Below are 24378 nucleotides of genomic sequence, written 5' to 3'. Positions count from 1 at the left end.
CGCTCGCGGTTCCACCCAATTTCAGCGGACGAATCATCCGCTCTCATTGCAGCAGGTAACGGTGCTGCCCGGCATGCCTTTGGCAATCTGCGTTCGGCACGCACTCAGAGGCGGTGTCCTTTCTGCCAAACTGCGCGCACGCTTTCAGCTGCTGCATGCGCTCTCTGTTGCAATTGCACGGTGGAAAGGCTTCCTCGTCAACATTTTTTACATATTCTTATATATTGTTCATATTAGCACCGTCTGAGGAACTTGTCAACGGACGGCTGGGCGATTTGTTACTATTATACAGATTTTTTTCGTATCATGTGACTGAAACAACGATCGTCCTTAAATAATATGAACAGTTTGTATCGATTGCAAGCGATATTTCTTGACATTAGGGTACCAGAAGTAATACAATTATGAATAAGATGCACATATATGCATTCATGGGCTTAACGCACCCATCTTAATTAATTTTAAACTAAAATATTGAAAAAGTAAGAAAGACAAGGAGGTGCCAACAAATTGACCACAGCCACTGTTAGTTTGCTAACATGTATTATCATCGCGCTTGTCTGCGCGGTGGTTGCAGGTGTTATTGCTTTCTTAGGCGGAATCGCCCACCGGAAAAAGCAGGCCGAGTTTACCATCGGTTCCGCTGAGCTGGAAGCCAAAAGAATTATCAGCGACGCGATTAAATCATCCGAAGCCAAAAAGAAAGAAGCTGTTTTAGAGGGCAAGGACGAAATCCACCGTTTGAGAAACGAGTCGGAACGCGAGCTAAACGAACGCAGAAAAGAAGTACAGCGTCAGGAACGCCGCATCCAGCAGAAGGAAGAAACCCTGGATAAAAAAATGGAAAGTCTGGAAGCGAAAGACGAAATCCTGACCAATAAAAACAAACAGGCGGATGAAAGGCTTGCCGAAGCGGAAGCCGTAAAGAAAAGCCAGTTTGATATGCTGGAGCGGATTTCCGGATTCACCGTGGATCAGGCGAAGGATTATTTGCTGAAGAATCTGGAAGACGAACTCACCCATGAAAAGGCCGTCAAGCTGATGGAATTTGAACAGCAGACCAAGGAAGACGCCGACAAATCCGCGCGGGAAATCATTTCCATGGCAATTCAGCGCTGTGCGGCGGATCATGTGGCAGAAGCCACCATTTCCGTTGTTCCGCTGCCAAACGATGAGATGAAGGGCCGTATTATTGGACGTGAGGGAAGAAATATCCGGGCGATTGAAACTCTGACCGGTGTCGATCTGATTATTGACGATACTCCGGAAGCGATTACCCTTTCCAGTTTTGAGCCTGTTCGCCGCGAGGTAGCCCGCATTGCGCTGGAGCGTCTGATTGCGGACGGCAGAATTCATCCCGCAAGAATAGAGGAAATGATAGAGAAGGCGCGCCGCGAGGTGGATGCCACCATCAAACAGGAAGGCGAGCGTGCTGTGATCGAGGCCGGAGTGAATGGAATCCACCCCGAGCTGATCAAACTGCTGGGACGGTTGCGTTACCGCACCAGTTACGGACAAAATGTTTTGAATCATTCGCTGGAAGTTGCTTTTTTATCCGGTGTGATGGCTTCCGAACTTGGTTTGGATCCTACAATCGCACGCAGAGCCGGTTTGCTGCATGATATCGGCAAATCGCTCGACCATGAAATTGAAGGTTCCCATGTCGACATCGGCGTCGACGTGGCTCGCAAATACAAGGAAAGCGAAACCGTTATCCACGCAATTCACGCTCATCACAACGATGTGGAGCCTAAAACAGTCATCGCCTGCATTGTACAGGCGGCAGACGCAATTTCAGCCGCCAGGCCGGGCGCAAGGCGTGAAAACCTTGAAAATTATATCAAACGGCTTGAAAAGCTGGAGGAGGTCGCCTCTTCCTTTGACGGTGTGGAACGCTGCTTCGCGATTCAGGCCGGCAGAGAGATTCGGGTCATTGTAAAGCCCGAAATGATCAGCGACGACAAAATGGTGCTTCTGGCCCGCGACATCTGCAACAAGATTGAAAACGAGCTGGAATATCCGGGACAGATTAAGGTAAACATAATCCGTGAAAGCCGCGCGATCGAGTACGCGAAGTAATAGAACGGGACGTACCGGATGGCGCATAAGCGGCGGAGCGTAATATAGGGCGTTTCGGCGCATTGGGGAGAAGTTTTTTGGGGGACAGCGAAAGCTGTTCCCCATATTCATTTCTTACACGCCTTTCTGTTGTTGGGAATTCTCTGCTGTTTCTGACGGAAACAGGACCGGCGTAAATGCGTATTTAGGGATTTACTTGATAAAAATAAACTGTTACAATAAATTTATTACAAAAGAGCCCGCAGAAACACTGGGGGCATCCACATAGAAGGTAGGCTTTCAAATGAATATTCTTGCAATCGGCGACGTTGTCGGCAGCATCGGCTGCCGCTTTCTTCGCCAGCGTCTTCCGGTATTCAAAAAAATGAAAGGGATCGATCTGGTCATTGCAAACGGTGAAAATTCCGCCGACGGAAACGGACTGACCCCCGTTTCCGTTCAGTTCCTGTATGACAGCGGCGTGGACGTGATCACCGCCGGCAACCACAGCTTCCGCCGCAAAGAAAGCTACGAGCTGTTTGATTCCAGCGAATATCTGATTCGTCCCGCGAATTTTCCGTCCTCGGTTCCCGGCAGGGGCTCCTGTATTGTAGACATGGGGCGGGTGCAGGTAGGCGTCATCAATCTGATGGGGACGATTTACATGGAGAGCCTGGACTCCCCGTTCGACACGGCCGACCGCCTGCTTGCGGACATGCCTAAAATCACGCTGATAGACTTTCACGCGGAGGCGACCGGGGAAAAACGTTCCTTCGGCTATTATCTGGACGGGCGCGTCTCGGCGGTTTTCGGTACGCACACCCACGTTCAGACCGCGGACGAGTGCGTGCTTCCTCAGGGAGCCGGGTATATCACAGACCTGGGCATGACGGGACCCATCCAATCCGTGCTCGGCGTAAAGCCCGAACTGGTCATAGAGAAAATGAGGACCAAAATGCCGGTCCGTTTTGCGCTGGCTGAGGGCGACTGTAAAATGGAATGCGCCCTGTTTCAGATCGATGAAAAAAGCGGAAAAACCGTCTCTGTGGAGCGAATTCAGATTCAATAACAGCAATTCGTTGGTTTTTACAGTTTTTTTTTCATAATTTACGTGTTTTTGGTAAATACTACTTGCAAAACTTTGTGTTTCGTTTTATGATGATACTATGATTTTGCATAGTCTGGAGGATGGCCTATGGAAATATTGAAAGTATCGTCAAAGTCAGCGCCAAATTCCGTTGCGGGCGCAGTCGCAGGAGTGATTCGCGAAACAGGGTCTGTCGAGCTGCAGGCTGTCGGCGCAGGCGCCGCCAATCAGGCAATTAAGGCCATTGCAATCGCACGCGGATACCTTGCCCCATCCGGAATCGACGTTGTATGCATCCCAGCCTTTGCCAGTGTAGTGATCGACAATGAAGAACGCACGGCGATCAAGTTGATTGTTGAACCCAGATAGTTCCGACCCGTATCGATATCCTCACATGATGTGAGGATATTTTTTATGGCGCCTTATGCCCTTTTCCCACCGCGCCGGAAGGCCGCGAGAAATTAAGATTGAATCTGCCTGTGCACTATGATATAATATTAAGATGAAAAATAAGGTAATGCAATAAGTGAAATTTAGGGAGTGCTGAATGGTGATAAATGGAATTGACCTGAGAAACGCTATAATATCAGGCGCTAATAATATCGTAAAGCATAAAACATCGGTCGATGAGTTGAACATCTTCCCTGTTCCCGACGGAGATACGGGAACCAACATGTCCATGACGATGAGCTCCGCTTCCCGCGAGCTCTCAAAAAATACCAACAGCAGCGCAGGCGAAGTCGCGCGCACCGCAGCTTCCGCCATGCTCCACGGCGCAAGGGGCAACTCCGGGGTCATCCTCTCCATTCTGTTCCGCGGGTTCTCCAAGGGGATTGAGGGAATGGAAGAAGTCAGCGGCACCGATCTGGCCAACGCTTTGGGTGTTGGCGTAGAGGCCGCATATAAGGCCGTGATGAAGCCGACGGAGGGAACCATCCTGACCGTTTCCCGCGTTGCCAGCGAAAAGGGTAAGGCGGCGGCGGCCATCGACGACGACGTCGTTTATGTGTGGAGCGCGATTTGCAAGGGCGCTGCCGAAGCACTGGAAAAAACACCGGAGCTGCTGCCCGTACTGAAAAAGGCGGGAGTAATCGATGCCGGAGGAAAAGGACTCTGTTATATTTTGGACGGAATGCTGAGCGTATTTAAGGACGGTACCATCATTTTGAACGAGGCGGACTCCCCCGAGGAGCAGGCGGCTGAAACCGACTTTTTCAGAAACGCCGCCGCGGAATTTGATCAGGTCATCAACTTTACCTATTGCACCGAATTTATCGTGGGACGCGACCTTGAATGCAAGAAAGACCCGCAGGAGCTTCGCGGCTATCTGGAAAGCATCGGCGACAGCGTGGTTCTGGTGGACGACGACGACATTATCAAGGTGCATGTGCATACGGAAGAACCGGGCAACGCGCTGCAGTCGGCTCTGGTATTCGGCCAGCTGCTGACCGTAAAAATAGAAAATATGAAGGAACAGCACCGGAAGGCCGCGGAGGCAAACGAAGAGGCCAAAGCAAAGGCCGTGGCTTCCCTGGAACCTGCAGAGCCCGCCGACGAGGTCGGGTTTGTTTCAGTCGCCGCCGGAGAAGGCCTGAAAACCCTTTTCACCGACCTGGGCTGTACGCACGTCGTCAGCGGCGGGCAAACCATGAATCCCAGTACAAACGACCTTCTCGCCGCGATTCTGGCGACTCCCGCAAAAACCGTTCTGGTCCTGCCGAACAACAAGAACATCATTATGGCGGCCGAACAGACCATCCCGCTTGTGAACGACCGCAAGGTAATCGTCCTGCCCACCCGCACGATCCCGCAGGGCCTTTCCGCCATGCTCGCCTACGATCCGGACGCAAGCACGGAAGGAAATACCGTCGCGATGATGGAGGCCGCATCCAACGTCTCGACCGCTTCCGTCACCTTCGCCGCGCGCGACTCCGAATTCGGCGGCCACAAAATCAAGGCGGGCGACATTCTGGGCCTGAACAACGGCAAGCTGGAACTGATCGAAAAGGATATTGTCCATACCTGCAGCAAACTGACGCGCTCCATGATTACCCGCGGCACTTCGTTCATTACTATTATTTACGGGGCGGACGTTACGGAGGAACAGGCAAACGAAGCTTATAGCCGGATTAAGGCCAGGGTAGGCAATGAAACCGAGGTTACGCTCGTCAACGGCGGCCAGCCGGTATATTATTTTATTGTTTCCATTGAATGATGCGTTCTTTATTTGAAAGAAATATCCGCGACCTGAAGGGCGTCGGCGAAAAGCGTGCCAAGCTGTTTGAAAAGCTCGGCGCGCCGACTGTCGGCGCTTTACTGCGTCTGTACCCCCGTACCTATGAGGACCTGAGCCACCCTTATCCGATCCGCCTGGCGCCGCTGAACGAGCCCTGCGCCGTGCGGGCGACCGTTTTGGAACGGCCGAAGGAAACGAGAATCCGCTCCGGAATGATGATCTGCAAGGTAACGGTCACCGACGGCGAAAGCGATATGGAGCTTACCTATTTCAACAATCCCTATATCTCTTCCATGCTGAATGCGGACGAGGAATACGTATTTTACGGAAAGGTAACCGCCAATTTTCTAAAACGGGAAATGACCACGCCGGAATTTGTGCGCGCGGCGGTCAGTCCCCCTATCCGGTCCGTTTATCATCAGACGCTGGGGCTGACCAGCCGGATGATCGAAAACGCGGTCAGAAGCGCCCTTGATCTGCTGCCGGACAGGATTCGTGATCCGATTCCGGAAACGATCCGGGAGAAGTACGGGCTCTGCCCGCTGCGGTTTGCGCTGGAAAGCATCCATCTGCCGCAGAATATGGAGGCGGTGGAAACCGCCCGGAAACGCCTGATTTTTGAAGAACTGCTCATTCTGCAGCTGGGCCTTCTCCGACTGAAGGGCCACAGCCGCTCTGTAAGCCCCCTGAGGCTTGAGTACGACTGTTCTGAATGTTTTTACGGCTTGCTCCCCTTCGAGCCCACACAGGCCCAGCGAAGGGCCGTAAAAGAAGCCGTAACGGATATGATGAGCGGATTCCCGATGAACCGGCTGATTCAGGGAGACGTCGGCTCCGGAAAAACCGCGGTCGCAGCGGCGCTTTGCTACTGCGCCGTTGGAAACGGGATGCAGGCGGCGCTGATGGCGCCCACGGAAATCCTGGCGCAGCAGCACTACGCTTCCCTGTCCTCCCTGCTGCGGGATACGCGCGTCGCGCTGCTGACCGGCTCGATGCCGGCTGCGAAAAAGCGGGAGATTCTGCAGGAACTGCTGGACGGAGAGATCCAGCTTGTTATCGGCACGCACGCCCTTCTTTCCGAAAACGTCGCGTTTCGGCGCCTCGGCCTGGTGATCACGGACGAACAGCACCGTTTTGGCGTGGCGCAGCGCGCGGCTCTTGCCTCCAAGGGCGACCACCCGCATATGCTTGTCATGAGCGCCACCCCCATCCCGCGCACACTCGCGCTGATGATCTACGGCGACCTCGATATTTCGATTCTGGACGAGCTTCCGCCCGGCCGGCAGAAAATAGACACCTACGCGATTACGAGCGATAAACGCCTGAGGGCGTTCCGTTTTATCCGGAGGCATATCGACGAAGGCCGACAGTGCTACATCATCTGCCCGATGATCGACGAAGGCCAGAACGATATGGCGAGCGTGAACGAATACGCGGAAAAAGTAAGGAACCAGTGGCTTCCCGATTATACGGTCGGCGTGCTTCACGGAAAAATGAAGCCCAGGGAAAAAGAAGCCGTTATGACGGATTTTGCACAGGGAAAAATTGCGGTGCTGATTTCCACCACCGTTGTGGAGGTCGGCGTGGACGTTCCCAACGCGGTTGTGATGCTGATCGAAAACGCGGAACGGTACGGCCTTTCCCAGCTGCACCAGCTGCGCGGGCGCGTAGGGCGCGGAAAATACAAATCCACCTGTATTTTAATATCGGACGCACAGAACGAAGAAACCGTCGCGCGGCTGAAAACCATGTGCGCGACCAACGACGGCTTCCAGATTGCGGAACAGGACCTGAAGCTGCGCGGCCCCGGCGATTTCTTCGGCCACAGACAGCACGGACTGCCGGAGCTGAAGATCGCCGACATGGTCCATGATATGGACCTGCTGAAAGAGGCCCAGTCCGTCGCGCGGGAAATTCTGAGCATGGACGCCGAGCTGGAGTCCCCTCAGCACCGGGGCCTGCGTGCGGAGGTAAAACAGCTGTTTGAAAACAGAGCGGATTAATCGTCCATCAGTTCCGATGGTACCCCAGGAAATTGCTTTAGACAGAGAAATGCGCCTTGATCGGTGAATCCGTTTCAAGGCGCATTTTGTTGAGATCATTTCTTTAGTATACCATTTGCCGTCGCAAATCCATTTTGCAACAGCCGCTATTATCGGAATCTTTTAGACTGCGGGGGCTCCACCGGGATCATGTCATTAAACACCGCATAATTTTTGGCGGTGATTTTCCGGTCGACATGGATGGAGCCGAAAAACCATTTCTCGAATTTGACCTGCTTGACCAGCTGCTCGAAATATGCCTCCAGCTGATTGGTGCTTTCCTTGGGATTCACCGTATGGGACATCACTCTCGGTGCCGGTTCATGGGTCAGAATATAGTCAACCGCCATATCAGCCGCGGAAAGGTTTCTGACACCCTCGCGCATCTCTTCCATGCTTGGCATTTCGCGTTCCCACCATTTCCCCGCGGCGATGCGCATTTGCTTTTCCGTGCTTTCCCCGCCGCCGAACACAAACAGCTTCTTCCCTTCTATGGTATAGATCTGTCCGCGCATAAGGTGGTACAGGTTCCCGCTGATGTTCTGCACACGGCCGCCGTTCCACTCCGTCACGGGATACTGCTCCAGCAAATCGAAATTTTCATGGGTTCCGTCAAGGAAAAGAATGTTGTATTTTTTCTTGCCCAGCCTTTTCAGATTCTTTTCCTCTTTCGGGCCGCCATCCCAGAGAAAGCCGAAATCACCGCATACGATCAGCGTATCCCCCCTCTTCAGCTTTTTGGCCTGACCCGAGTCAAAACGACAAATTTCGCCGTGAGTATCCCCTGTTATGTAAATCACTGTGATTCCCCCATCAAATCTTACAATTTAATTACATTTCCAAACTGCCCTTTATCTTTTGCAGAAATGCTGTTATACTAATCTACAGGTCTGTACATCCCTGATTATCTATCAAACTTTACACATATAATATCACATCGGAGGAAAAAGTTCCATGAAAAAAATGCGCCAATTCCTGTCTGTTTCCATCCTTTTGATTCTGGTTCTGTTTTCGCCCGTCAGGGCGGGCGCAGCTACCTTTAATATTGATTTTGAACCGAATTGTGCCGCCATTGAGCTGGTCAATCTGGACACGGACACCGTCGTTTATCAGAAAAACGCGAATGAGCGCCGGGAGCCCGCTTCCACCACCAAAATTATGACCTTTATCGTTGCCAGTGAACAGATCAAGGACCTGGAAGGGACTAAAATAACGATTACCAAAGAAGTCATGGACACGCTTCTCGGAACGGGCAGTTCCATGTCCAATATCAAGGTCGGCGACGAGCTGACCGCCCTTCAGCTGATGAACTGCATGCTGGTGCCGAGCGGAAACGATGCGGCGCTGTTTCTGGCGGACTATGTGGGAAAGGGAGATATTGACGCCTTTGTCGATATGATGAACGCGAAGGCAAAGGAGTTGGGCTGTACCGGTACGCACTTCACCAACCCGCACGGCCTTCACGACGAGAATCACTACACAACGGCGCACGATCTTTACCTGATGACGAAATACGCGATGACCTTGCCGCATTTTACCGAGATCACCTCACAGGCGCGCGCTTCCTACAAACCGGTGGGCGGTCCGGAGACGGGGACCCTGCGTACTCTTTCCACCACCAACCTGCTGATCGACAAAAACACGGGAAGCCAGTATTACTACCAGTATGCGCGCGGCATTAAAACGGGCCATACAGACGAATCTGGCTACTGTCTGGTTTCTTCCGCCACCGCGGAGGGTTATAGCTATCTCTGCATCGCGCTCGGCGCGCCGTCCGTAGACGCGAACGGCAAACAGATCAAAACGCGCGGCGAGCTGGTCGATACGAAGAAGCTTTACCAGTGGGCGTTTAAAAATCTGGAACTGAAAAATATACTGAACAGCGAGGAGTCCATCGGCGAAGTCAAGCTGAAGGACGCCTGGAACAAGGATAAGCTGCTGCTTGTGGCCGAAAAGGATTATTCCGCGATGCTGCCGATGAACGTGTCGGCAAGCAGCGTGATCGTTACCAAGAACGTCCCCGACGCCGTCACCGCGCCCGTCAAAAAGGGACAGGTCATCGGAACGGCGACTCTCAGTTATGCCAACCAGAAGCTGACGACCGTTAATCTGGTGGCCGCGGAAAGCGTTGAGCGCAGCGAACTGCTGCATTCCGCCAATACCGTCAAGGCCATTTTCACTTCCGTCTGGTTCATCGTCATCGCGGCGGTGATCGTTCTGCTGGTCATCATTTACATTATCCTTGCGCTGATCTACAACCGCAAAAAGAAGAACCTGCGCAGAGTAAAGAAATATAGGAAAATGTGATCCGACAGTAAAGCGGAGCCTCAGCGATGACGGGGGCTCCTTTATGGAATTACAAAAAAACGCCCTGCTGTTAAACAGCAGGGCGTTTTGTATGAAAAGTAAAATTATTTAACTTCGACTTCTGCGCCAGTCTCGGCAAGCTTTGCTTTGATCGCTTCTGCATCGTCCTTGGAAGCGCCCTCTTTAACAGCCTTCGGTGCGCCGTCAACGAGCTCTTTTGCTTCTTTCAGGCCAAGACCTGTGATCTCACGGACAACCTTGATGACCTGGATCTTGTTGGGGCCGACAGCCTTCAGAACGACGTCGAACTCCGTCTTCTCTTCAGCAGCAGCGGCAGCCGGAGCAGCGGCGGCAGCAACAGCAACCGGAGCAGCAGCGGATACACCGAACTCTTCTTCCAGAGCCTTTACGAGCTCGGAAAGCTCAAGAACGGTAAGGGATTTTACATCTTCAATTAATTTTACAACTTTATCAGACATTGTGAATTACCTCCAAAATTTTTATTTTAGGAAACCTTATGCGTTGGCAGACTGCTTTTCCGCGATTGCGTTCAAAGCGACGACCAAGCCCTTCATTGTGCCGCTCAGCACAGTAACGAAGCCCGTAATAGGAGCGTTCAAGCCGCCCAGAGCTTTTGCAACCAAAACCTCTTTGGCAGGCAGGGAAGCCAGTTCTTTGACTCCGTCGGCATCAATGGCACCGCCATCGACAAATCCGGCCTTGAGTTCAAATGTTTTGCTGGTATCGGCAAATTTAGCGAGGATCTTTGCGCTGGAAACATAATCGTCCTTGCTGATTGCAAGTGCGGTCGTGCCTTCAAGAACATGGTCGAGGCCATCGATCCCGGCGTCCTTCAATGCAAGACGCAACAGGGTATTCTTGACGACCATGTAGTCACTGCCCGCTTCACGCAGCTCTTTGCGGAGCTTTGTGTCCTGAGCGACCGTGATGCCCTTATAGTCGACAATGACACCGGTACATGCACCCTTCAGGCTCTCGGTCAAAGCGGCAACCGCCTGCTTTTTTTGCTCTAAAATCTTCTCACTTGGCAAATGTATTCACCTCCGTCAGTTGGAATGCGGCGCGCAGGAAAATGAAAAAGCCCTTCCCGCATGACCGCGGAAAGGGCATAAATACATCATCATAACAATGCGTATCGGCCTCTATCCTCGGCAGGCTGGGCCAAAACCCATTAAGCAAATGCGCCTGCTGTCTTTGGAATAAAGAACAGCGAATATTATACTATCACAGACCGTGCGGTCTGTCAAGCCTTTCGGAATCAGACGCCAACCTTATTCGGGTTGATTCTGACGCCGGGGCCCATGGTGGAAGCTACGACGCAGCTCTTGATATACTGGCCCTTGGAAGCGGCCGGCTTCGCCTTTACGATTGCGCCGAGCAGAGCGTCAAAGTTTTCCTGCAGCTTCTGTCCGCCAAAGGAAACTTTGCCGATTGTGCAGTGGATAATGTTGGTCTTGTCAAGACGGTACTCGATCTTACCGGCCTTGGCGTCGGTAATCGCCTTGCCGATTTCGCGGGTAACCGTACCGGCTTTCGGGTTCGGCATCAGACCGCGGGGGCCCAGAACCTTACCTAAACGGCCGACAAGGCCCATCATGTCCGGAGTCGTGATCAAAATATCGAAATCCATCCAGTTTTCGGACTGGATTTTCTGTACCATTTCTTCGGCACCGACGAACTCGGCACCGGCAGCCTCAGCCTCTTTGACGGCGTCGCCTTTGCAGATGGCCAGTACCCGGACCTTTTTACCGGTTCCGTTCGGCAGTACGATCGCGCCGCGGACCTGCTGGTCAGCGTGACGGCTGTCTACGCCCAGTTTGACATGGACCTCAACGGTCTCGTCAAACTTGGATGTTCCGGTCTTGACACAGAGGTCAAGAGCCTCGTTTGCATCATAAAGCTTTGTACGGTCGACAAGCTTTACGTTCTCAACGTATTTTTTACCGTGTTTCATTGGTTTTCCTCCCTATTGAGTGGTAAAATCGGAGTAGAAAAGTTCCTCCCACCCGGGTGTCAATCTACGACTTCGATCCCCATGCTGCGCGCTGTACCGGCAACCATGCTCATGGCTGTCTCAACGGAAGCCGCATTTAAATCGGGCATCTTTGTCTCAGCTATCTTTCTGACCTGCTCGCGTGTGATCTTTGCTACCTTCTTCTTGTTCGGTTCACCGGAACCGCTCTCAATACCGCAGGCCTTTTTAATCAGGACGGCAGCAGGCGGGGTCTTGGTGATAAAGGTAAACGAACGATCCGCATAAACGGTGATGACAACAGGAATAATCAGTCCTACGTCATTTTTCGTGCGCTCGTTGAATTCCTTTGTAAACGCCATGATGTTGACGCCGTGCTGACCGAGAGCCGGTCCTACAGGCGGCGCCGGGGTAGCCTTGCCAGCAGGTATCTGGAGCTTAATCAAGCCCGTAACCTTTTGAGCCATTTGTTTGCACCTCCAAAATTCGTGGTAGATGGCGGAGCGGATGCTTTGAGTTTATCCGTTCCTCCCACAGGGGCAGTGCCCCTCATAATCAGCGGTCTCCCGCAAATTATCGTGAAATGTTATTCCATCGCTTCAGCCTGATCCAACTCAAGCTCAACCGGTGTTTCGCGCCCGAACATGGATACTGTTACGCGGACGCGGTTTTTGTCGACGTCAACTTCTTCAACAGTACCGACAAAGCCCTCCAACGGGCCGTCGATAATGTGTACGGAATCGCCGACGCTGTAAGAAACCTCGATTTCCTTCTGTTCAACGCCCAGCTTCGCCACTTCTTCATCCGTGAGCGGAATGGGCTTGGACGACGGGCCGACAAAACCCGTACAGCCCCTGATGTTGCGGACAACATACCATGACTCATCGGTTAGGAGCATCTTCACCAAAACATAACCGGGAAAAATCTTGCGCTCGACATCGCGCCTTTTGTTATCTTTGATTTCCGTAACAGTTTCCGTCGGCACACGGATTTCCTGAATTAAATCATGGAGCTGACGGTTTTCCACAGTCTTTTCAAGATTAGAGGCTACCTTGTTCTCATACCCGGAATAGGTATGAACAACATACCATTTTGCGTCTTCAGGCATCGTAATTTCCTCCGCTTATCCTACTTTGCAACATTCATAATCAACCCAAGCAGGTTCATGAGCAACGTGTCGAGTCCAAAGATAAACAGGCCAATCAGAAATATTGTTGCCAAAACGACGCCGGTATTCCTGAATACCGCCTGCGGTGTGGGCCATACAATCTTTTTTACCTCATTTTTGCAGTCGCGGAAAAACTTGGAAGCGCTCTTGCCCGTTCTCGCAAAAAAGTTTTCCTTTTTTGATGTATCTGCCATTCTTCGTCCCTCCGTCCGGCTTACTTCGTCTCTCTGTGAAGAGTGTGCTTCTTACAGAATCTGCAGTACTTGTTCATCTCAAGCCTGTCCGGATCATTCTTCTTGTTTTTCATCGTGTTGTAGTTGCGCTGTTTGCACTCAGTGCAGGCTAATGTGATTTTAACTCTCATGACGGCACCTCCCGTTATACGGAAAAATATTTAGGCCTTTTTTAAGGCCTCAGCCTCCCTCTTAAAAGGGCGCAAAAAAATAACCCCTTTATGAGGTATAAACATCATAGCATCTCACGTGGAATCTGTCAAGTTTTTTTTACGAAACGGAGCGGATTTTGCCCGCCCCGATTTCCCGTCTTTATTTCATGTCGTTCAGATTGGCCGCGACAAATCTCTTTTCCTTCTTTTTCTTTTCGGGCTTTACCACTTTCCCCTTGAATTTCAGCCCCGCGGTGTAGCCTTTTTTCAGATCGTCGCTGAACATCGGCTTGATATTCTCCGCCGCCCGGTCGCTCACGCCGTTCAGCACCACGATCGTAATAATGGAACGCACGTCCATGTCGCCGTTGGCGTACATGTCGTTCAGAAGGTCGCAGCAGCGCTTGATGCTGTCCGCTTTTGTGCCCTGCGCACAGAGCGCGTCAATTTTCGGCACCAGATGCTCCTTTGCGAAATGGATCGCGCGCACTTCCTCGTACTGATTTCTTTCGCCGTTGAGCTCCTCTTTCAGCTCCGGGAAAATACCGACGAAGCGGTTGAAGAAAAACACCGGGTCGGCATTGTTTTCATCGTCTTTCTTGCGCTTCTTTTTCGTTTTGGCCGCCGCCACGCGCTTCGGCCCTTCAATGGTCTCTATAAAGTCGTTCACAATGCTGTCGGCCTCGGTCAGGCTGTCCGTCTCGGGGTCAAAAAGCCAGATGGAAATGGACTTCCACTTTAAGTCCGGCTCCCCGTCCTCGGCATCGCAGGTTCGAAGCTCAAAGCGCTTTTTGTCCTGATGATAGAGAATACTGTAGGCGGTATTCTCCCCTTTAAACAGCACCGAACGGCCGCTGCCTTCCTTTTCCTCACCGGCCTTTACGAATCCCTGTCCGTTCAAAACCGCGCCGACTTTTTCAGCAATCAGGTCAAATGCCTTCTGCTCCAAACAAATCACTCCTGAATCTGTATTTACGCACACCGCTTGTCCGCACTGGCGGGACCCCGGTATGCACCTGTATTTTCCTTCTATATTTAACCAAAGATAGTATGGCTCACGATATTTATAAATTATACTACATAAACATTTTTTTGTCACCATACAATTTAATAAAATTCCGATTGCACCGCTAAAAGCCTTGTGGTATGATATGTATTTGTAGGATTATGTATATTATATAATAAGAAAAAGAGCAGAGCTTTGGAGGATAAGATTATGAATAAAAAGAGGATTGCCGTCATTTTCGGCGGCAGCTCATCCGAACACGAAGTATCTTGCGTTTCTGCGGCATCGGTCATCAACAACCTGCCGAAAGACAAATATGAAATCGTCTGCCTGGGCATTACGAAGGACGGACGCTGGTATCTATTCAGCGGCTCCCCGGAGGAAATCGCCGACGGGCGCTGGGAGCGCGACCCGCTCAACCAGCCTGCGTTTATCGCGCCCGACAGAAACATCCGGGGAATCGTGGTAGACGGAAAAATGGGGTTTGACGTAATCAAGGTAGACTGCGTGTTCCCCGTCCTGCACGGTAAAAACGGAGAGGACGGCACCATACAGGGGCTTCTGCAGTTAAGCGGGATTCCGTTCGTCGGCTGCCGCGCGCTTGCTTCCGCCGTGTGCATGGATAAGGCGGTCACCCACACACTGCTGACCGCGGCGGGCATCCATCAGGCAAACTATCTTTGGTTTTATACGGAAAAATATAAAACCGGCGCCGAGAAAATCAAGCGGAAGATCGACGCAAGGCTTGGATATCCCATCTTTGTGAAACCGGCAAACGCGGGGTCCTCCGTGGGAGTCAGCAAGGTAAGCAGCGAGGCGGAGCTTGACGAAGCGGTGGCCAAGGCGGCACTCGAGGATGACAAAATCGTTGTGGAAGAGGCCATTGTGGGCCAGGAGGTCGAGTGTGCGGTACTGGGCAATGCGGAACCGGAGGCTTCCGTTGTCGGTGAAATCGCGGCTTCCGCTGAATTTTACGACTACGACGACAAATATAAATCCGGAACATCCCAGCTCTATATCCCCGCGCATCTCGACGAGGCGGTGATGGAAGAAATCCGTTCCACCGCCCGCAGGGCTTACTATATGCTGGGCTGCACCGGCCTTTCCCGCGTGGACTTTTTCGTACGCGACGGCAAAGAGGTCATTCTGAACGAGCTGAACACCCTGCCGGGCTTCACTTCCATCAGCATGTACCCGAAGCTGTGGGAGGCTTCCGGCATCCCTTACGGCGAGCTGCTCGACAGGCTGGTGTCTCTTTCCTTTGAAATCCGGACACAATACTAATAAATCATTTTGGAGCGATGGAATAGAATGGACAACAGACCGATCGGCGTCTTTGACTCCGGGCTGGGCGGGCTGACCGCCGTAAAAGAGCTATTGCACATCATGCCGCACGAAAATATCATCTATTTCGGCGACACCGGCCGCGTTCCCTACGGATCGCGAAGCCGCGAAACGATTATGAAATACGCCGGACAGGATATGGCGTTTCTGGAATCCAAAAATGTGAAAATGATTATCGCCGCGTGCGGTACCGTCAGTTCGGTTGCGCCCGGAATCGGCGAAAAGCTGACCCTTCCCTACACCGGCGTGCTGAAACCAGCCGCGGCCGCGGCCGGGAAAGCCACCAGAAACGGGAAAGTCGGCATCATCGCCACCACGGCGACCATCCGCAGCGGTTCCTACCGCCGCGAGCTTGCGGCCATCGATCCCGAAATCGAGGTTTTCGACCGCGACTGCCCGCTGTTTGTCCCGCTGGTGGAAAACGGGTGGATCGCCGAAGACGAGCAGGTTACGCGCCTGGTCGCGCAGCGCTACCTGACCCCGCTGAGGGAAGCCGGAATCGACACCCTGATTATGGGCTGCACGCATTATCCGATTATCAGGCACATCATTTCCGAAATAATGGGCGACGGCGTGACCCTGATAGACAGCGGACGGGAAACCGCCGCTTACTGTTCCGCCCTGCTGAGAAAACAGGGGCTTCTCTGCGACAGAAGCGCGGACGGCGACTGCTCGTTCTACGTCAGCGACCGGATGGAAGGCTTTTCTCAGATTGCGGGTATCTTTCTCGGGAAAGATATCAAACGCGAGGTCAGCCATGTGGATATTGATCTCTATTAATTTTGAAATGAACCGAATAAATTGCAAGGAGTAAACAAATGCTGGAAAATTACCTGATTTCCATTAAAGGCCGGCAGAAAATAGACAACGAAACCGGCGAAGTCGAACTGACCACCCTCGGTTCGTATGTAAAAAAAGGCAACAGCCAATATATCGTGTATAAGGAATACGATGCGGACAACAACAACGCGGCGCAGACCTCCGTCCTGAAGGTGGACGGCAGTTCCAAAGTAACCCTGATGCGCGGCGGAGCCGACAGCACCCGCCTGATTCTGGAAAGCGGGAAGCGGCATCTCTGCCAGTACGACACGGGCTTCGGAAATATGATGGTGGGTGTTTTCACCAGCAGGGTAAAATCCAGTTTGGGAGAAATGGGCGGAAATTTGGAAATCAACTATACGCTGGATATCAATTCCAATTTATCGAGTTTGAACGAACTCTTCATTACGGTCAAGGAGGCAAATAACAAAGATGTCAAAAATAGTGTTGCAGGCGACCAGTGAACTGAAAAACGCAATTCTCCGCGCGGTGGAAAAGGCACAGGCCGCCGGCGGTCTGCCCCAGGGGGAAATGCCCCCTTTTTCCATTGAGGTGCCCGCCGACCGCAGTCACGGAGACTGGGCGACCAACGCGGCCATGGTGTCCGCCAAGGCGTTCCGCCTTGCCCCGAGGAAAATCGCGCAGCTGATCACGGAGTATATCGCGCTGGACGGCACATTTTTTGACCGTTTTGAAATCGCGGGTCCCGGATTTATCAACTTCTTTCTGAATCAGCGTTTCTATTCGGAGGTTCTGAAGGATATTACGCAGAGCGGCGCTTCTTACGGCCGCAGCGATTTTGGCAAAAAGGAAAAAATCATGGTCGAGTTCGTTTCCGCGAATCCAACCGGACCCATGCACATGGGCAACGCGCGCGGCGGCGCGCTGGGCGACTGCCTCGCGGCGGTCCTCGACGCCGCGGGCTACGACGTATGGCGTGAATTCTACGTAAACGACGCGGGAAACCAGATCGAAAAATTCGGCACCTCCCTTGCCGCGCGCTACCTGCAGCTTTTTCAGGGCGAGGACGCCGTCGAATTTCCTGAGGACGGATACCACGGAGACGACATCCGCGAAAGGGCCGCCGAGTTTGCGAAAGAGCACGGCGACAGCTATGTTGGCGCCGACCCCGAGGAGCTGAAAAATGCTTTGGTGGATTTTGCGCTTCCGAAAAATATCGCCAAGATGCAGACAGACCTGAAAAAATACGGCATCGTTTACGACGAGTGGTTTCTGGAAAGCCGCCTGCACAACGACGGCGAGCTGGAAGAAACGATTCAGATTCTGAGGGAAAAAGGCATGACCTATGAGAAGGACGGCGCCCTCTGGTACCGCGCGACCGATTTCGGCGCGGAAAAAGACGAAGTCCTTGTCCGCCAGAACGGAAATCCAACCTATTTCGCGGCGGATATCGCGTACCATAGAAACAAATTTGCAAAGCGCGGCTTTGACCGCTGCATCGACGTCTGGGGCGCCGACCACCACGGCCATGTGGCGAGAATGAAGGGCGCCATGGACGCGGTCGGGCTGGACGGCAGCAAGCTGAACGTCGTGCTGATTCAGCTGGTAAGGCTCGTGAAGGGCGGAGAAGTCGTGCGAATGAGCAAGCGTACCGGCAAAGCGATTCAGCTGGCCGACCTGCTCGACGAGGTGCCGGTGGACGCCGCAAGGTTCTATTTCAACATGAGGGAAGCCAATTCCCAAATGGACTTCGACCTTGATCTGGCCGTTCAGCAGGACGCGCAGAACCCGGTTTATTACGTGCAGTATGCCCGGGCGAGAATCTGCAGTATTTTCAAGGCGCTCGCCCCCGAGGGAATCCTCCCGCGCGGCTGCACCGACGAGGAACTCGCGCTTTTGACCGAGCCCGAAGAAATTGAGCTGATCCGGCATCTTTCTTCCTTCACCGGGGAAATTGTGGCGGCGGCGCAGGACTACGATCCCGCCAGAATTACCCGCTACGTCATTACGCTGGCTACGCTCTTCCATAAATTCTATAACGCATGCCGTGTTAAAGGCGAAAACGAAGGTCTGACCGCCGCCAGGATGTACCTGTGCGGCGCGGTTTCCACTGTGATCTGCAACGTGCTTTCCATGTTTAAGATTTCCGCGCCGGAAAGCATGTAAGCAGGCTGAACATGTTAGGAGCAATGAAGAACAAATGAGTTTCCCATTTCATCTTCCCCTGCTGCTGGATGGCGCTACGGCCACGAATCTGGCCGCCGCCGGAATGCCGGGCGGCGTTTGTGTGGAAAAATGGATTCTGGAAAATCCCGAAAAGCTCACAAAGCTGCAAAGCGACTTTATTGAAGCGGGCGCGCAGGCAGTCTATGCGCCGACCTTTGGTGCAAACCGGGCCTGCCTGAGCAGCTACGGTCTGGAAGCGGAGGTCGCGGACATCAATCAGAAGCTGGTGGCGCTTTCCAAAAGTGTGGCGAAACCCGCCGGGGTATTGGTGGGCGGGAACGTCTGCCCCACCGGCCTGTTCGTACCGCCGTTCGGCGAATCGGATTTTGATGACATCTATGACATTTACCGCGAACAGATCCGCGCGCTGGACGACGCGGGGGTCGACTTTATCGCGATCGAAACGCAGACCTCGCTCGCCGACATGCGCGCGGCGGTGCTTGCCGCAAGGACGACCAATCTGCCGGTTTTTGTGACCGTCACCGTGGATGAAAGCGGACACACCCTCACGGGAGGAAGCCTTCTGCCCGCGGTGATCACCCTGCAGGCCATGGGAGCGGACGCGATCGGCCTGAACTGCTCCTTTGGACCGGAGCACATGCTGGAGCATGTGGAACAGGTCGCTCCGCATATCAGCGTTCCGATCATCGCCAAACCGAGCGCCGGGGTACCCATGTGGAATTCTCCGGAGCACAGCGGAATCCTTTCCCCCGACGAATTCGCCGCCCGGATGCGCGGGCTGATGGAAGCGGGAGCGAGGATCGTCGGGGGCTGCTGCGGCTCCACCGTGGAGCATCTGAAAGCATTAGCACAGGTGGCGAAGGAATTCGGCCCGCCGGTAATTCCGGAAGAGCCGGACTGCTATGCCGCCGCAAATGAACGGGAAGCGTTTTTCCTGGGGGACGACATCGTATTCAGCGAACCGATTACCTGTACCAGCTCGCTTGGCGAAGACCTGATCGACCTGGACGACGAGCAGGTTACCGCGGCGTTAGTGGAGGTCAACAGTCTGGACGACGCGATGCTGCTGAGCGAAAACAGCACAATGACGCGCCTGCCCATTGCCGTGTACTGTGACAGCCTGCCGGTGCTCGACGCGGCGCTCCGGTATTTTCAGGGCCGGCTCATCGTCGATTCCGCCTGTCCGATCGAAACCGACCTGATCGAACCGCTCGCGGCGAAATACGGCGCGATTGTTTATTAACGATATTAGGCCATGTTTGTAAATTAAGAGTCTTGTCTTATTCGGCTAAAATTGCGTCTGACCGCGTCAAAAATGCTCGGCATACGGCAGGCTGAGCCTGCATGCACGTTTCGCACAGGTCCTTTTGAAGCGTATTCAAAGCGAGAAATACAGAAACCCGTATGAAATAAGCTGTCATCGTGGACGCCGTAGGCGGGTAAGACGCTTTGTGTCCGAAAATCCGTCGATTTTTAATTTACAAACATGGCCTAGAAAGCCGGAAGCGTTGCATTGCGCTTCCGGCTTTTTATCTTTGCATCTTATTTTTCATGCGCCTCTGTGTCGTGGGACTCCTCCGGCGGCTTTTCGTCTTCCTCGTCGGGCTCGTTCCAGCTGCAGAAAGCAAGATACATCCCCGCCAGCGCGACAAAGCAGGCCACGGAAGCGGTGGCGAGAGCCCATCCGGTAATCTCAAACGGACCGAGCACCATGGAAATCAGCGTCAGTACGATGCCGGCTTCAAAAAACAGAACTGCAAGTTTTCCGTCGCTCATAAAAAGCCCTCCCTTGTGATGATAATCCCGCGATTTTTTACAACCGCTTCCATTACAGAAATACTTCGTTGGACAGCGCCGCGAGCTGCTCCATGGAAAGCTGTTCCGCGCGCGCGTTCGGGGCGATTCCCGCCCTTTCCAGCGCCGCCGCTACCACTGTCCTGTCCAGCGATAGCCCGGCGGCGACGGAGTTGAGCACCGTTTTGCGCCGCTGGCCGAAAGCCGCCTTGACAAGGGCGAAAAAGTCCTTTTCCCTGTTGATTTTCACCGGCGGCTCTTTGCGGATTTTCAGATGGATGACCGCCGAATCGACGTTTGGCGGCGGAAAAAAGTTGTCCCGATTTACTTCAAAAAGGACCTCCGGTTCGGCAAAGTAACGCACCGCCGCGCTCACCGCACCGCAGGCGCGGGTGCCCGGCAGGGCGCAGAGGCGTTCCGCCGCTTCCTTCTGCACCATGACCGTCACGGAGCGGATCGGCAGCCGCTCTTCCAGAAGCCGCATAATGACCGGCGAAGTGATATAATAAGGCAGATTGGCGCAAACGGCCACTTCTCCGCCGGAAAACTCGGTTCCGATCAGCTTCCTGAGATCGGCCTTTAAGATATCTTCATTCACGATTTTGACATTACGGTACCCGGAAAGCGTGTCGTCCAGAACCGGCAGCAGCTTTTTGTCCAGCTCTACGGAAACCACCTTGTCCGCCCGCTTGGCGAGCTCCGCGGTCAGCACCCCCACGCCCGGCCCGATTTCCAGCACGCCGACTCCCTTTTGCGCGCCGCACTCTTCCGCCATGCGCGGGCAGATGTCCGGGTTGATCAGAAAATTCTGCCCCAGTGATTTGGAAAAGTGGAAACCGTGACGCGCCAGTATATTCTTAATGACTCTGATATCCGATAAATCCATTTTCTGTCCCCATATCTTTTTTGCTTACTCTTTTATTTCCTGATTATATCATACAAATTGCCACATTTCCATTGATTATCTGTCGAAAATACAATATGATAGGATTACTACAGCATCTCCAGTTGATTCCGCAACAAGGTTGCGTTCCTCCCCCGCCTTCGGCGGGGGAGGAACGTGTTTTGGTTTGCAAACTGAAATGGAATTGCTATCATAAAGGATTGGGAGGCATCAAAATGAACCGTACGGACAAAGAGAATTATTACCTTGATATTGCTGAAACCGTGTCGGAGCGAGGTACCTGTCTGCGCCGGAACTTCGGCGCGATCATCGTTCAGCATGACGAGATCGTATCGTCCGGATACACGGGGGCGCCCCGCGGCCGCCGCAACTGTATCGATACCGGCGTCTGTGTGCGCGAAACGCTGGGGGTTCCGCGCGGGGAACGCTACGAGCTCTGCCGCTCCGTCCATGCGGAGGCCAACGCCATTATCAGCGCCTCCCGCCGCGATATGATCGGCAGCACGCTGTATCTGGTGGGAAGGGACGCCAAGGCGGGCGGATATGTGGAAAACGCTTCCTCCTGTTCCATGTGCAAAAGAATGATTATCAATGCCGGCATCACACGCGTGGTTGCGCGGAACACAAAAAACACCTTTTCCTCCGTTTATGTACAGGAATGGGTGGAGAACGACGAATCCATGAGCGGGAAATTCGGATACTGATTACATAAAAAATGCGTCTTGAAACGGGCTTGAAAAGCTCGATCAAGGCGCATTTTCTGACTATAAAAGCTGTTGTTTTCCGTAAATGTCTATTGCACATTTCTTTTGCAGCAACGGCATTTTTATGAAAAAAAGCCCATGACCTGTTCCACGACAAAAACGACGGCGGTGGAGCCGAGCGCAACGGTAAGAAGGCCTTTGTCCCGATATGCAAGGAGAAGGGCCGCGGCAAGGCCGAACACCGCGGAATACGGATTTCCCGTGGAGTACAGAATTTCGGGAAAGGTCATGGCCGCAAGCACGGCGTAAGGCACATAAGCCAGGAACGACCGGATAAAGCGGTTGTGAATCTTCTTCCTGAAAATCGCCAACGGAAGCATACGGATGATATAGGTGACCAGCGCCATCAGGAAGGTACAGATCAAAATTCTCGGGTAATTCATTCCTGCACCTCCGGGTCGTCCACAGGGTAGCGCAGCGCGGCGTAGGCCGACGCGACCACCGCGCAGATGATGATGACCCATCCACCGGAAATCCGGTTCAGGAAGGGCATCCACCGGAAAAGACAGCTTAAAACCACCGCAATGGCGATGGCCAGCGCAACGGGGCGCGTATGCTTTGCGGGCGGAACGATAATGGCGATGAACATCCCGTAGATCGCAATGCCCAGCGCGGTGCGGACACTGACAGGCAGCAGGCAGGTGGCGGTTCCGCCGAGCAGGGTCCCCAGCGTCCAGCCGGTGTAAGGAGTCAGAATCAGCCCCAGAAGATACCGCGCGCCGATGCTTCCGTCCTGCTTCATGGCGACGGCGAAAATTTCATCGGTCACGCCGAAGGAAAGAACCAGCCGCTGGAGAGAGGTCATGGCACCGTCCACTTTTTGGGAAAGAGAGAGGGACATCAGCATATAGCGGATATTGATGACAAAAGTGGTTACGACAAGCTCTATGTAATGCCCGCCCGACAAAATCAGCTCGGTCCCGGCAAACTGCCCCGCGCTGGTCATGTTGCTCATGGTAATCAGCATCACCGCCCAAAGCGGCAGCCCGCCCTGCGTCGCCATCATTCCAAACGTGAAAGAAACGCTGATATACCCCAGGCAGATCGGCAGCCCGTCCTTCAGCCCCTTTTTAAATGTCAAAGCCTCTGTTCCGTGCATTTCCATGCTCCCATACTATAGCAATTTTGAGAAAAACCAAGGAATTCTCCCCGTCGTTGGGGAGAATCTTTTATTTTTTACTATTATATAATACCATTTGTATAATTAATTAATAATATTACAAATCATTACAAATCGTAACAGGATTTACAGCAGTCCGCAGACCAGATCGCCCATTTCCTCACAGGTGACCTGCCGCATCCCCTCCATATAGATGTCCGGCGTACGGGCTGTTTTCAGGACTTCGGATACGGCGTCTTCGATTGCCTGTGCCGCCTGCGGTTCGTCCAGCGAATAGCGAAGCATCATTGCGGCGGAAAGAATGGTCGCCAGCGGGTTGGCCTTTCCCGTTCCGGCAATATCGGGCGCGGAGCCGTGGATAGGCTCGTACAGGCCGGATTTGCCTTCGCTCAGGCTGGCGGAGGCCAGCATCCCGATGGAGCCGCTGATCATGGATGCTTCGTCGGAAAGAATATCGCCGAAGATGTTGGAGGTGACGATCACATCGAACTGCTTCGGGTTGCGCACCAGCTGCATGGCGCAGTTGTCCACATACAGATTGGACAGCTCTATATCAGGATACTCTTCTTTTCCGATTCTTTCAACCGTTGCGCGCCACAATCTGGAGGATTCCAGCACGTTGGCCTTGTCTACACTGCAAAGCCTGCCGCCGCGCTTTTGCGCCATGCGGAAGGCCACGCGCGCAATGCGCTCAATTTCCGGCACGGAGTACATTTCGGTGTCGTACGCGGCCTCAAAGCCGTTCACCGTCTTGCGGCCCCGCTCGCCGAAATAAATTCCCCCGGTCAGCTCCCGCACCACCATGATATCCAGATCGTCGCCGATGATCTCCGCTTTCAGGGGAGAAGCCTCGCGCAGCTGCTCAAAAATTCTGGCGGGGCGCAGATTGGCGAAAAGCCCAAGCGCGCCGCGGATGCCCAGAAGCCCCGCCTCCGGCCTCAGATTTCCGGGCACCGTGTCCCATTTGGGGCCGCCGACCGCGCCGAGCAGCGTGGAATCGGCGGCTTTGCATTTTTCAATTGTTTCCGGCGGAAGCGGCACCTCGGTCGCGTCAATCGCACAGCCGCCCAGAAGCGCTTCGTCATAGGAAACGGTAAATCCGAACCGGTCAGCGGCGCGGTTCAATACCTTCACGGCCTGGGTTACGATCTCGGGACCGATCCCGTCGCCTTTCAGCAGGACAATTTGATAGCTTTTCATTGT

At 53.3% G+C, this 24378-nt stretch carries 26 protein-coding genes and 1 other annotated feature; of the genes, 12 read left to right on the top strand and 14 right to left on the bottom strand.

From position 1 onward, the window contains the following. The first annotated feature begins 510 nt into the window (after window positions 1-510). The 5 genes from rny (at window position 511) to recG (ending at window position 7384) form a co-directional block, all read left to right on the top strand. The gene (rny, locus tag ACRQU7_RS05985) at window positions 511-2079 is read left to right on the top strand and encodes a ribonuclease Y (RefSeq protein ID WP_243122595.1); all 1569 of its coding nucleotides are present in this window, start codon (window positions 511-513) and stop codon (window positions 2077-2079) included. A gap of 283 nt (window positions 2080-2362) precedes the next feature. Beyond that, window positions 2363-3127, top strand: a complete 765-nt coding sequence (locus ACRQU7_RS05980; protein ID WP_444644488.1) for a TIGR00282 family metallophosphoesterase — start codon at window positions 2363-2365, stop codon at window positions 3125-3127. Window positions 3128-3253: 126 nt separating this feature from the next. Further along, window positions 3254-3514: a stage V sporulation protein S gene (locus ACRQU7_RS05975; protein ID WP_038323180.1), complete on the top strand. Its 261-nt coding sequence runs from the start codon at window positions 3254-3256 to the stop codon at window positions 3512-3514. Window positions 3515-3695: 181 nt separating this feature from the next. Further along, on the top strand, window positions 3696-5360 hold the full coding sequence (locus tag ACRQU7_RS05970) for a DAK2 domain-containing protein (RefSeq protein ID WP_444645517.1): 1665 nt from the start codon (window positions 3696-3698) through the stop codon (window positions 5358-5360). After that, complete coding sequence (gene recG, locus ACRQU7_RS05965) at window positions 5357-7384, top strand: ATP-dependent DNA helicase RecG (RefSeq protein WP_444644485.1); 2028 nt, start codon at window positions 5357-5359, stop codon at window positions 7382-7384. The genes ACRQU7_RS05970 and recG overlap by 4 nt, the downstream gene beginning before the upstream one ends. A 149-nt stretch (window positions 7385-7533) precedes the next feature. Here the strand turns inward: recG and ACRQU7_RS05960 are convergent, their stop codons facing one another. Further along, window positions 7534-8223, bottom strand: a complete 690-nt coding sequence (locus tag ACRQU7_RS05960) for a metallophosphoesterase family protein (RefSeq protein WP_444644483.1) — start codon at window positions 8221-8223, stop codon at window positions 7534-7536. Between the two features lie 154 nt (window positions 8224-8377). Between ACRQU7_RS05960 and ACRQU7_RS05955 the strand changes: the two genes are divergently transcribed. Beyond that, the gene (locus tag ACRQU7_RS05955; RefSeq protein WP_444644481.1) at window positions 8378-9730 is read left to right on the top strand and encodes a D-alanyl-D-alanine carboxypeptidase family protein; all 1353 of its coding nucleotides are present in this window, start codon (window positions 8378-8380) and stop codon (window positions 9728-9730) included. Between the two features lie 104 nt (window positions 9731-9834). Here ACRQU7_RS05955 and rplL read toward each other — a convergent pair whose 3' ends face one another. The 8 genes from rplL to ACRQU7_RS05915 all read right to left on the bottom strand — a co-directional run bounded on the left by rplL (window position 9835) and on the right by ACRQU7_RS05915 (window position 14225). Beyond that, entirely contained in the window at window positions 9835-10209 is a 375-nt protein-coding gene (gene rplL / locus ACRQU7_RS05950) for a 50S ribosomal protein L7/L12 (protein ID WP_038323173.1), read from the bottom strand. A gap of 36 nt (window positions 10210-10245) precedes the next feature. Then, complete coding sequence (gene rplJ, locus ACRQU7_RS05945; RefSeq protein WP_038323172.1) at window positions 10246-10782, bottom strand: 50S ribosomal protein L10; 537 nt, start codon at window positions 10780-10782, stop codon at window positions 10246-10248. A 34-nt stretch (window positions 10783-10816) separates the two neighbouring features. Further along, window positions 10817-10967: a sequence feature (ribosomal protein L10 leader region), on the bottom strand. A 42-nt stretch (window positions 10968-11009) separates the two neighbouring features. After that, window positions 11010-11705 (bottom strand): 50S ribosomal protein L1, encoded by a 696-nt coding sequence (gene rplA / locus ACRQU7_RS05940; protein WP_038323171.1) that lies wholly within the window; start codon window positions 11703-11705, stop codon window positions 11010-11012. Window positions 11706-11764: 59 nt separating this feature from the next. Then, window positions 11765-12190 carry a 50S ribosomal protein L11 gene (gene rplK / locus ACRQU7_RS05935; protein ID WP_038323170.1) on the bottom strand — a complete coding sequence of 142 codons (426 nt, stop codon included), beginning with the start codon at window positions 12188-12190 and terminating at the stop codon, window positions 11765-11767. 119 nt (window positions 12191-12309) lie between these two features. After that, entirely contained in the window at window positions 12310-12831 is a 522-nt protein-coding gene (gene nusG, locus ACRQU7_RS05930; RefSeq protein WP_038323169.1) for a transcription termination/antitermination protein NusG, read from the bottom strand. Window positions 12832-12851: 20 nt separating this feature from the next. Further along, window positions 12852-13085, bottom strand: a complete 234-nt coding sequence (secE, locus tag ACRQU7_RS05925; protein ID WP_038323167.1) for a preprotein translocase subunit SecE — start codon at window positions 13083-13085, stop codon at window positions 12852-12854. Window positions 13086-13105: 20 nt separating this feature from the next. Continuing rightward, window positions 13106-13255, bottom strand: a complete 150-nt coding sequence (gene rpmG, locus ACRQU7_RS05920; protein ID WP_038323165.1) for a 50S ribosomal protein L33 — start codon at window positions 13253-13255, stop codon at window positions 13106-13108. 181 nt (window positions 13256-13436) lie between these two features. Beyond that, entirely contained in the window at window positions 13437-14225 is a 789-nt protein-coding gene (locus tag ACRQU7_RS05915) for a DUF7674 family protein (protein WP_444644477.1), read from the bottom strand. 267 nt (window positions 14226-14492) lie between these two features. Here ACRQU7_RS05915 and ACRQU7_RS05910 point away from each other — a divergent pair, with 267 nt between their 5' ends. Genes ACRQU7_RS05910 through ACRQU7_RS05890 form a run of 5 tightly spaced genes read left to right on the top strand, consistent with a single transcriptional unit; the run spans window position 14493 to window position 19836 of the window. Beyond that, the gene (locus tag ACRQU7_RS05910) at window positions 14493-15566 is read left to right on the top strand and encodes a D-alanine--D-alanine ligase family protein (RefSeq protein ID WP_444644475.1); all 1074 of its coding nucleotides are present in this window, start codon (window positions 14493-14495) and stop codon (window positions 15564-15566) included. 27 nt (window positions 15567-15593) lie between these two features. Beyond that, window positions 15594-16406: a glutamate racemase gene (murI, locus tag ACRQU7_RS05905; protein WP_444644473.1), complete on the top strand. Its 813-nt coding sequence runs from the start codon at window positions 15594-15596 to the stop codon at window positions 16404-16406. A gap of 38 nt (window positions 16407-16444) precedes the next feature. Continuing rightward, complete coding sequence (locus ACRQU7_RS05900) at window positions 16445-16909, top strand: DUF1934 domain-containing protein (RefSeq protein ID WP_038323161.1); 465 nt, start codon at window positions 16445-16447, stop codon at window positions 16907-16909. Beyond that, window positions 16878-18572, top strand: a complete 1695-nt coding sequence (gene argS / locus ACRQU7_RS05895) for an arginine--tRNA ligase (RefSeq protein ID WP_444644470.1) — start codon at window positions 16878-16880, stop codon at window positions 18570-18572. The genes ACRQU7_RS05900 and argS overlap by 32 nt, the downstream gene beginning before the upstream one ends. A gap of 34 nt (window positions 18573-18606) precedes the next feature. Beyond that, complete coding sequence (locus ACRQU7_RS05890) at window positions 18607-19836, top strand: homocysteine S-methyltransferase family protein (RefSeq protein WP_444644468.1); 1230 nt, start codon at window positions 18607-18609, stop codon at window positions 19834-19836. Between the two features lie 299 nt (window positions 19837-20135). Here the strand turns inward: ACRQU7_RS05890 and ACRQU7_RS05885 are convergent, their stop codons facing one another. Both ACRQU7_RS05885 and rsmA read right to left on the bottom strand, forming a co-directional pair. Continuing rightward, window positions 20136-20369, bottom strand: a complete 234-nt coding sequence (locus ACRQU7_RS05885; RefSeq protein WP_141827594.1) for a hypothetical protein — start codon at window positions 20367-20369, stop codon at window positions 20136-20138. A gap of 52 nt (window positions 20370-20421) precedes the next feature. Next, on the bottom strand, window positions 20422-21273 hold the full coding sequence (rsmA, locus tag ACRQU7_RS05880; RefSeq protein WP_444644466.1) for a 16S rRNA (adenine(1518)-N(6)/adenine(1519)-N(6))-dimethyltransferase RsmA: 852 nt from the start codon (window positions 21271-21273) through the stop codon (window positions 20422-20424). Between the two features lie 233 nt (window positions 21274-21506). Here rsmA and ACRQU7_RS05875 point away from each other — a divergent pair, with 233 nt between their 5' ends. Then, window positions 21507-21995: a deoxycytidylate deaminase gene (locus tag ACRQU7_RS05875; RefSeq protein ID WP_038323154.1), complete on the top strand. Its 489-nt coding sequence runs from the start codon at window positions 21507-21509 to the stop codon at window positions 21993-21995. 122 nt (window positions 21996-22117) lie between these two features. Here ACRQU7_RS05875 and ACRQU7_RS05870 read toward each other — a convergent pair whose 3' ends face one another. The 3 genes from ACRQU7_RS05870 to leuB form a co-directional block, all read right to left on the bottom strand. Next, entirely contained in the window at window positions 22118-22438 is a 321-nt protein-coding gene (locus ACRQU7_RS05870) for an AzlD domain-containing protein (protein WP_038323153.1), read from the bottom strand. Next, window positions 22435-23160, bottom strand: a complete 726-nt coding sequence (locus tag ACRQU7_RS05865; protein ID WP_444644463.1) for an AzlC family ABC transporter permease — start codon at window positions 23158-23160, stop codon at window positions 22435-22437. The genes ACRQU7_RS05870 and ACRQU7_RS05865 overlap by 4 nt, the downstream gene beginning before the upstream one ends. 141 nt (window positions 23161-23301) lie before the next feature. Beyond that, window positions 23302-24375 carry a 3-isopropylmalate dehydrogenase gene (gene leuB, locus ACRQU7_RS05860; RefSeq protein WP_444644461.1) on the bottom strand — a complete coding sequence of 358 codons (1074 nt, stop codon included), beginning with the start codon at window positions 24373-24375 and terminating at the stop codon, window positions 23302-23304. Window positions 24376-24378 lie beyond the last annotated feature (3 nt).

Source organism: Caproiciproducens puteiluti (assembly GCF_052442865.1).
In the GTDB taxonomy this organism is placed as follows: domain Bacteria; phylum Bacillota; class Clostridia; order Oscillospirales; family Acutalibacteraceae; genus Caproiciproducens.
Note: the sequence above shows the minus strand (reverse complement) of the source record. Positions and strands in the feature narration are given on the sequence as shown.

What these genes read in the sequence shown, in the direction of transcription:
- rpmG (WP_038323165.1), bottom strand. Translation starts at nt 13,255, where the DNA reads ATGAGAGTTAAAATCACATTAGCCTGCACTGAGTGCAAACAGCGCAAC.
- ACRQU7_RS05910 (WP_444644475.1), top strand. Translation starts at nt 14,493, where the DNA reads ATGAATAAAAAGAGGATTGCCGTCATTTTCGGCGGCAGCTCATCCGAA.
- ACRQU7_RS05980 (WP_444644488.1), top strand. Translation starts at nt 2,363, where the DNA reads ATGAATATTCTTGCAATCGGCGACGTTGTCGGCAGCATCGGCTGCCGC.
- ACRQU7_RS05885 (WP_141827594.1), bottom strand. Translation starts at nt 20,369, where the DNA reads ATGAGCGACGGAAAACTTGCAGTTCTGTTTTTTGAAGCCGGCATCGTA.
- nusG (WP_038323169.1), bottom strand. Translation starts at nt 12,831, where the DNA reads ATGCCTGAAGACGCAAAATGGTATGTTGTTCATACCTATTCCGGGTAT.
- rplA (WP_038323171.1), bottom strand. Translation starts at nt 11,705, where the DNA reads ATGAAACACGGTAAAAAATACGTTGAGAACGTAAAGCTTGTCGACCGT.
- ACRQU7_RS05890 (WP_444644468.1), top strand. Translation starts at nt 18,607, where the DNA reads ATGAGTTTCCCATTTCATCTTCCCCTGCTGCTGGATGGCGCTACGGCC.
- ACRQU7_RS05870 (WP_038323153.1), bottom strand. Translation starts at nt 22,438, where the DNA reads ATGAATTACCCGAGAATTTTGATCTGTACCTTCCTGATGGCGCTGGTC.
- rplL (WP_038323173.1), bottom strand. Translation starts at nt 10,209, where the DNA reads ATGTCTGATAAAGTTGTAAAATTAATTGAAGATGTAAAATCCCTTACC.
- ACRQU7_RS05900 (WP_038323161.1), top strand. Translation starts at nt 16,445, where the DNA reads ATGCTGGAAAATTACCTGATTTCCATTAAAGGCCGGCAGAAAATAGAC.
- rplK (WP_038323170.1), bottom strand. Translation starts at nt 12,190, where the DNA reads ATGGCTCAAAAGGTTACGGGCTTGATTAAGCTCCAGATACCTGCTGGC.
- rsmA (WP_444644466.1), bottom strand. Translation starts at nt 21,273, where the DNA reads ATGGATTTATCGGATATCAGAGTCATTAAGAATATACTGGCGCGTCAC.
- ACRQU7_RS05975 (WP_038323180.1), top strand. Translation starts at nt 3,254, where the DNA reads ATGGAAATATTGAAAGTATCGTCAAAGTCAGCGCCAAATTCCGTTGCG.
- recG (WP_444644485.1), top strand. Translation starts at nt 5,357, where the DNA reads ATGATGCGTTCTTTATTTGAAAGAAATATCCGCGACCTGAAGGGCGTC.
- leuB (WP_444644461.1), bottom strand. Translation starts at nt 24,375, where the DNA reads ATGAAAAGCTATCAAATTGTCCTGCTGAAAGGCGACGGGATCGGTCCC.
- murI (WP_444644473.1), top strand. Translation starts at nt 15,594, where the DNA reads ATGGACAACAGACCGATCGGCGTCTTTGACTCCGGGCTGGGCGGGCTG.
- ACRQU7_RS05865 (WP_444644463.1), bottom strand. Translation starts at nt 23,160, where the DNA reads ATGGAAATGCACGGAACAGAGGCTTTGACATTTAAAAAGGGGCTGAAG.
- ACRQU7_RS05875 (WP_038323154.1), top strand. Translation starts at nt 21,507, where the DNA reads ATGAACCGTACGGACAAAGAGAATTATTACCTTGATATTGCTGAAACC.
- ACRQU7_RS05955 (WP_444644481.1), top strand. Translation starts at nt 8,378, where the DNA reads ATGAAAAAAATGCGCCAATTCCTGTCTGTTTCCATCCTTTTGATTCTG.
- secE (WP_038323167.1), bottom strand. Translation starts at nt 13,085, where the DNA reads ATGGCAGATACATCAAAAAAGGAAAACTTTTTTGCGAGAACGGGCAAG.
- argS (WP_444644470.1), top strand. Translation starts at nt 16,878, where the DNA reads ATGTCAAAAATAGTGTTGCAGGCGACCAGTGAACTGAAAAACGCAATT.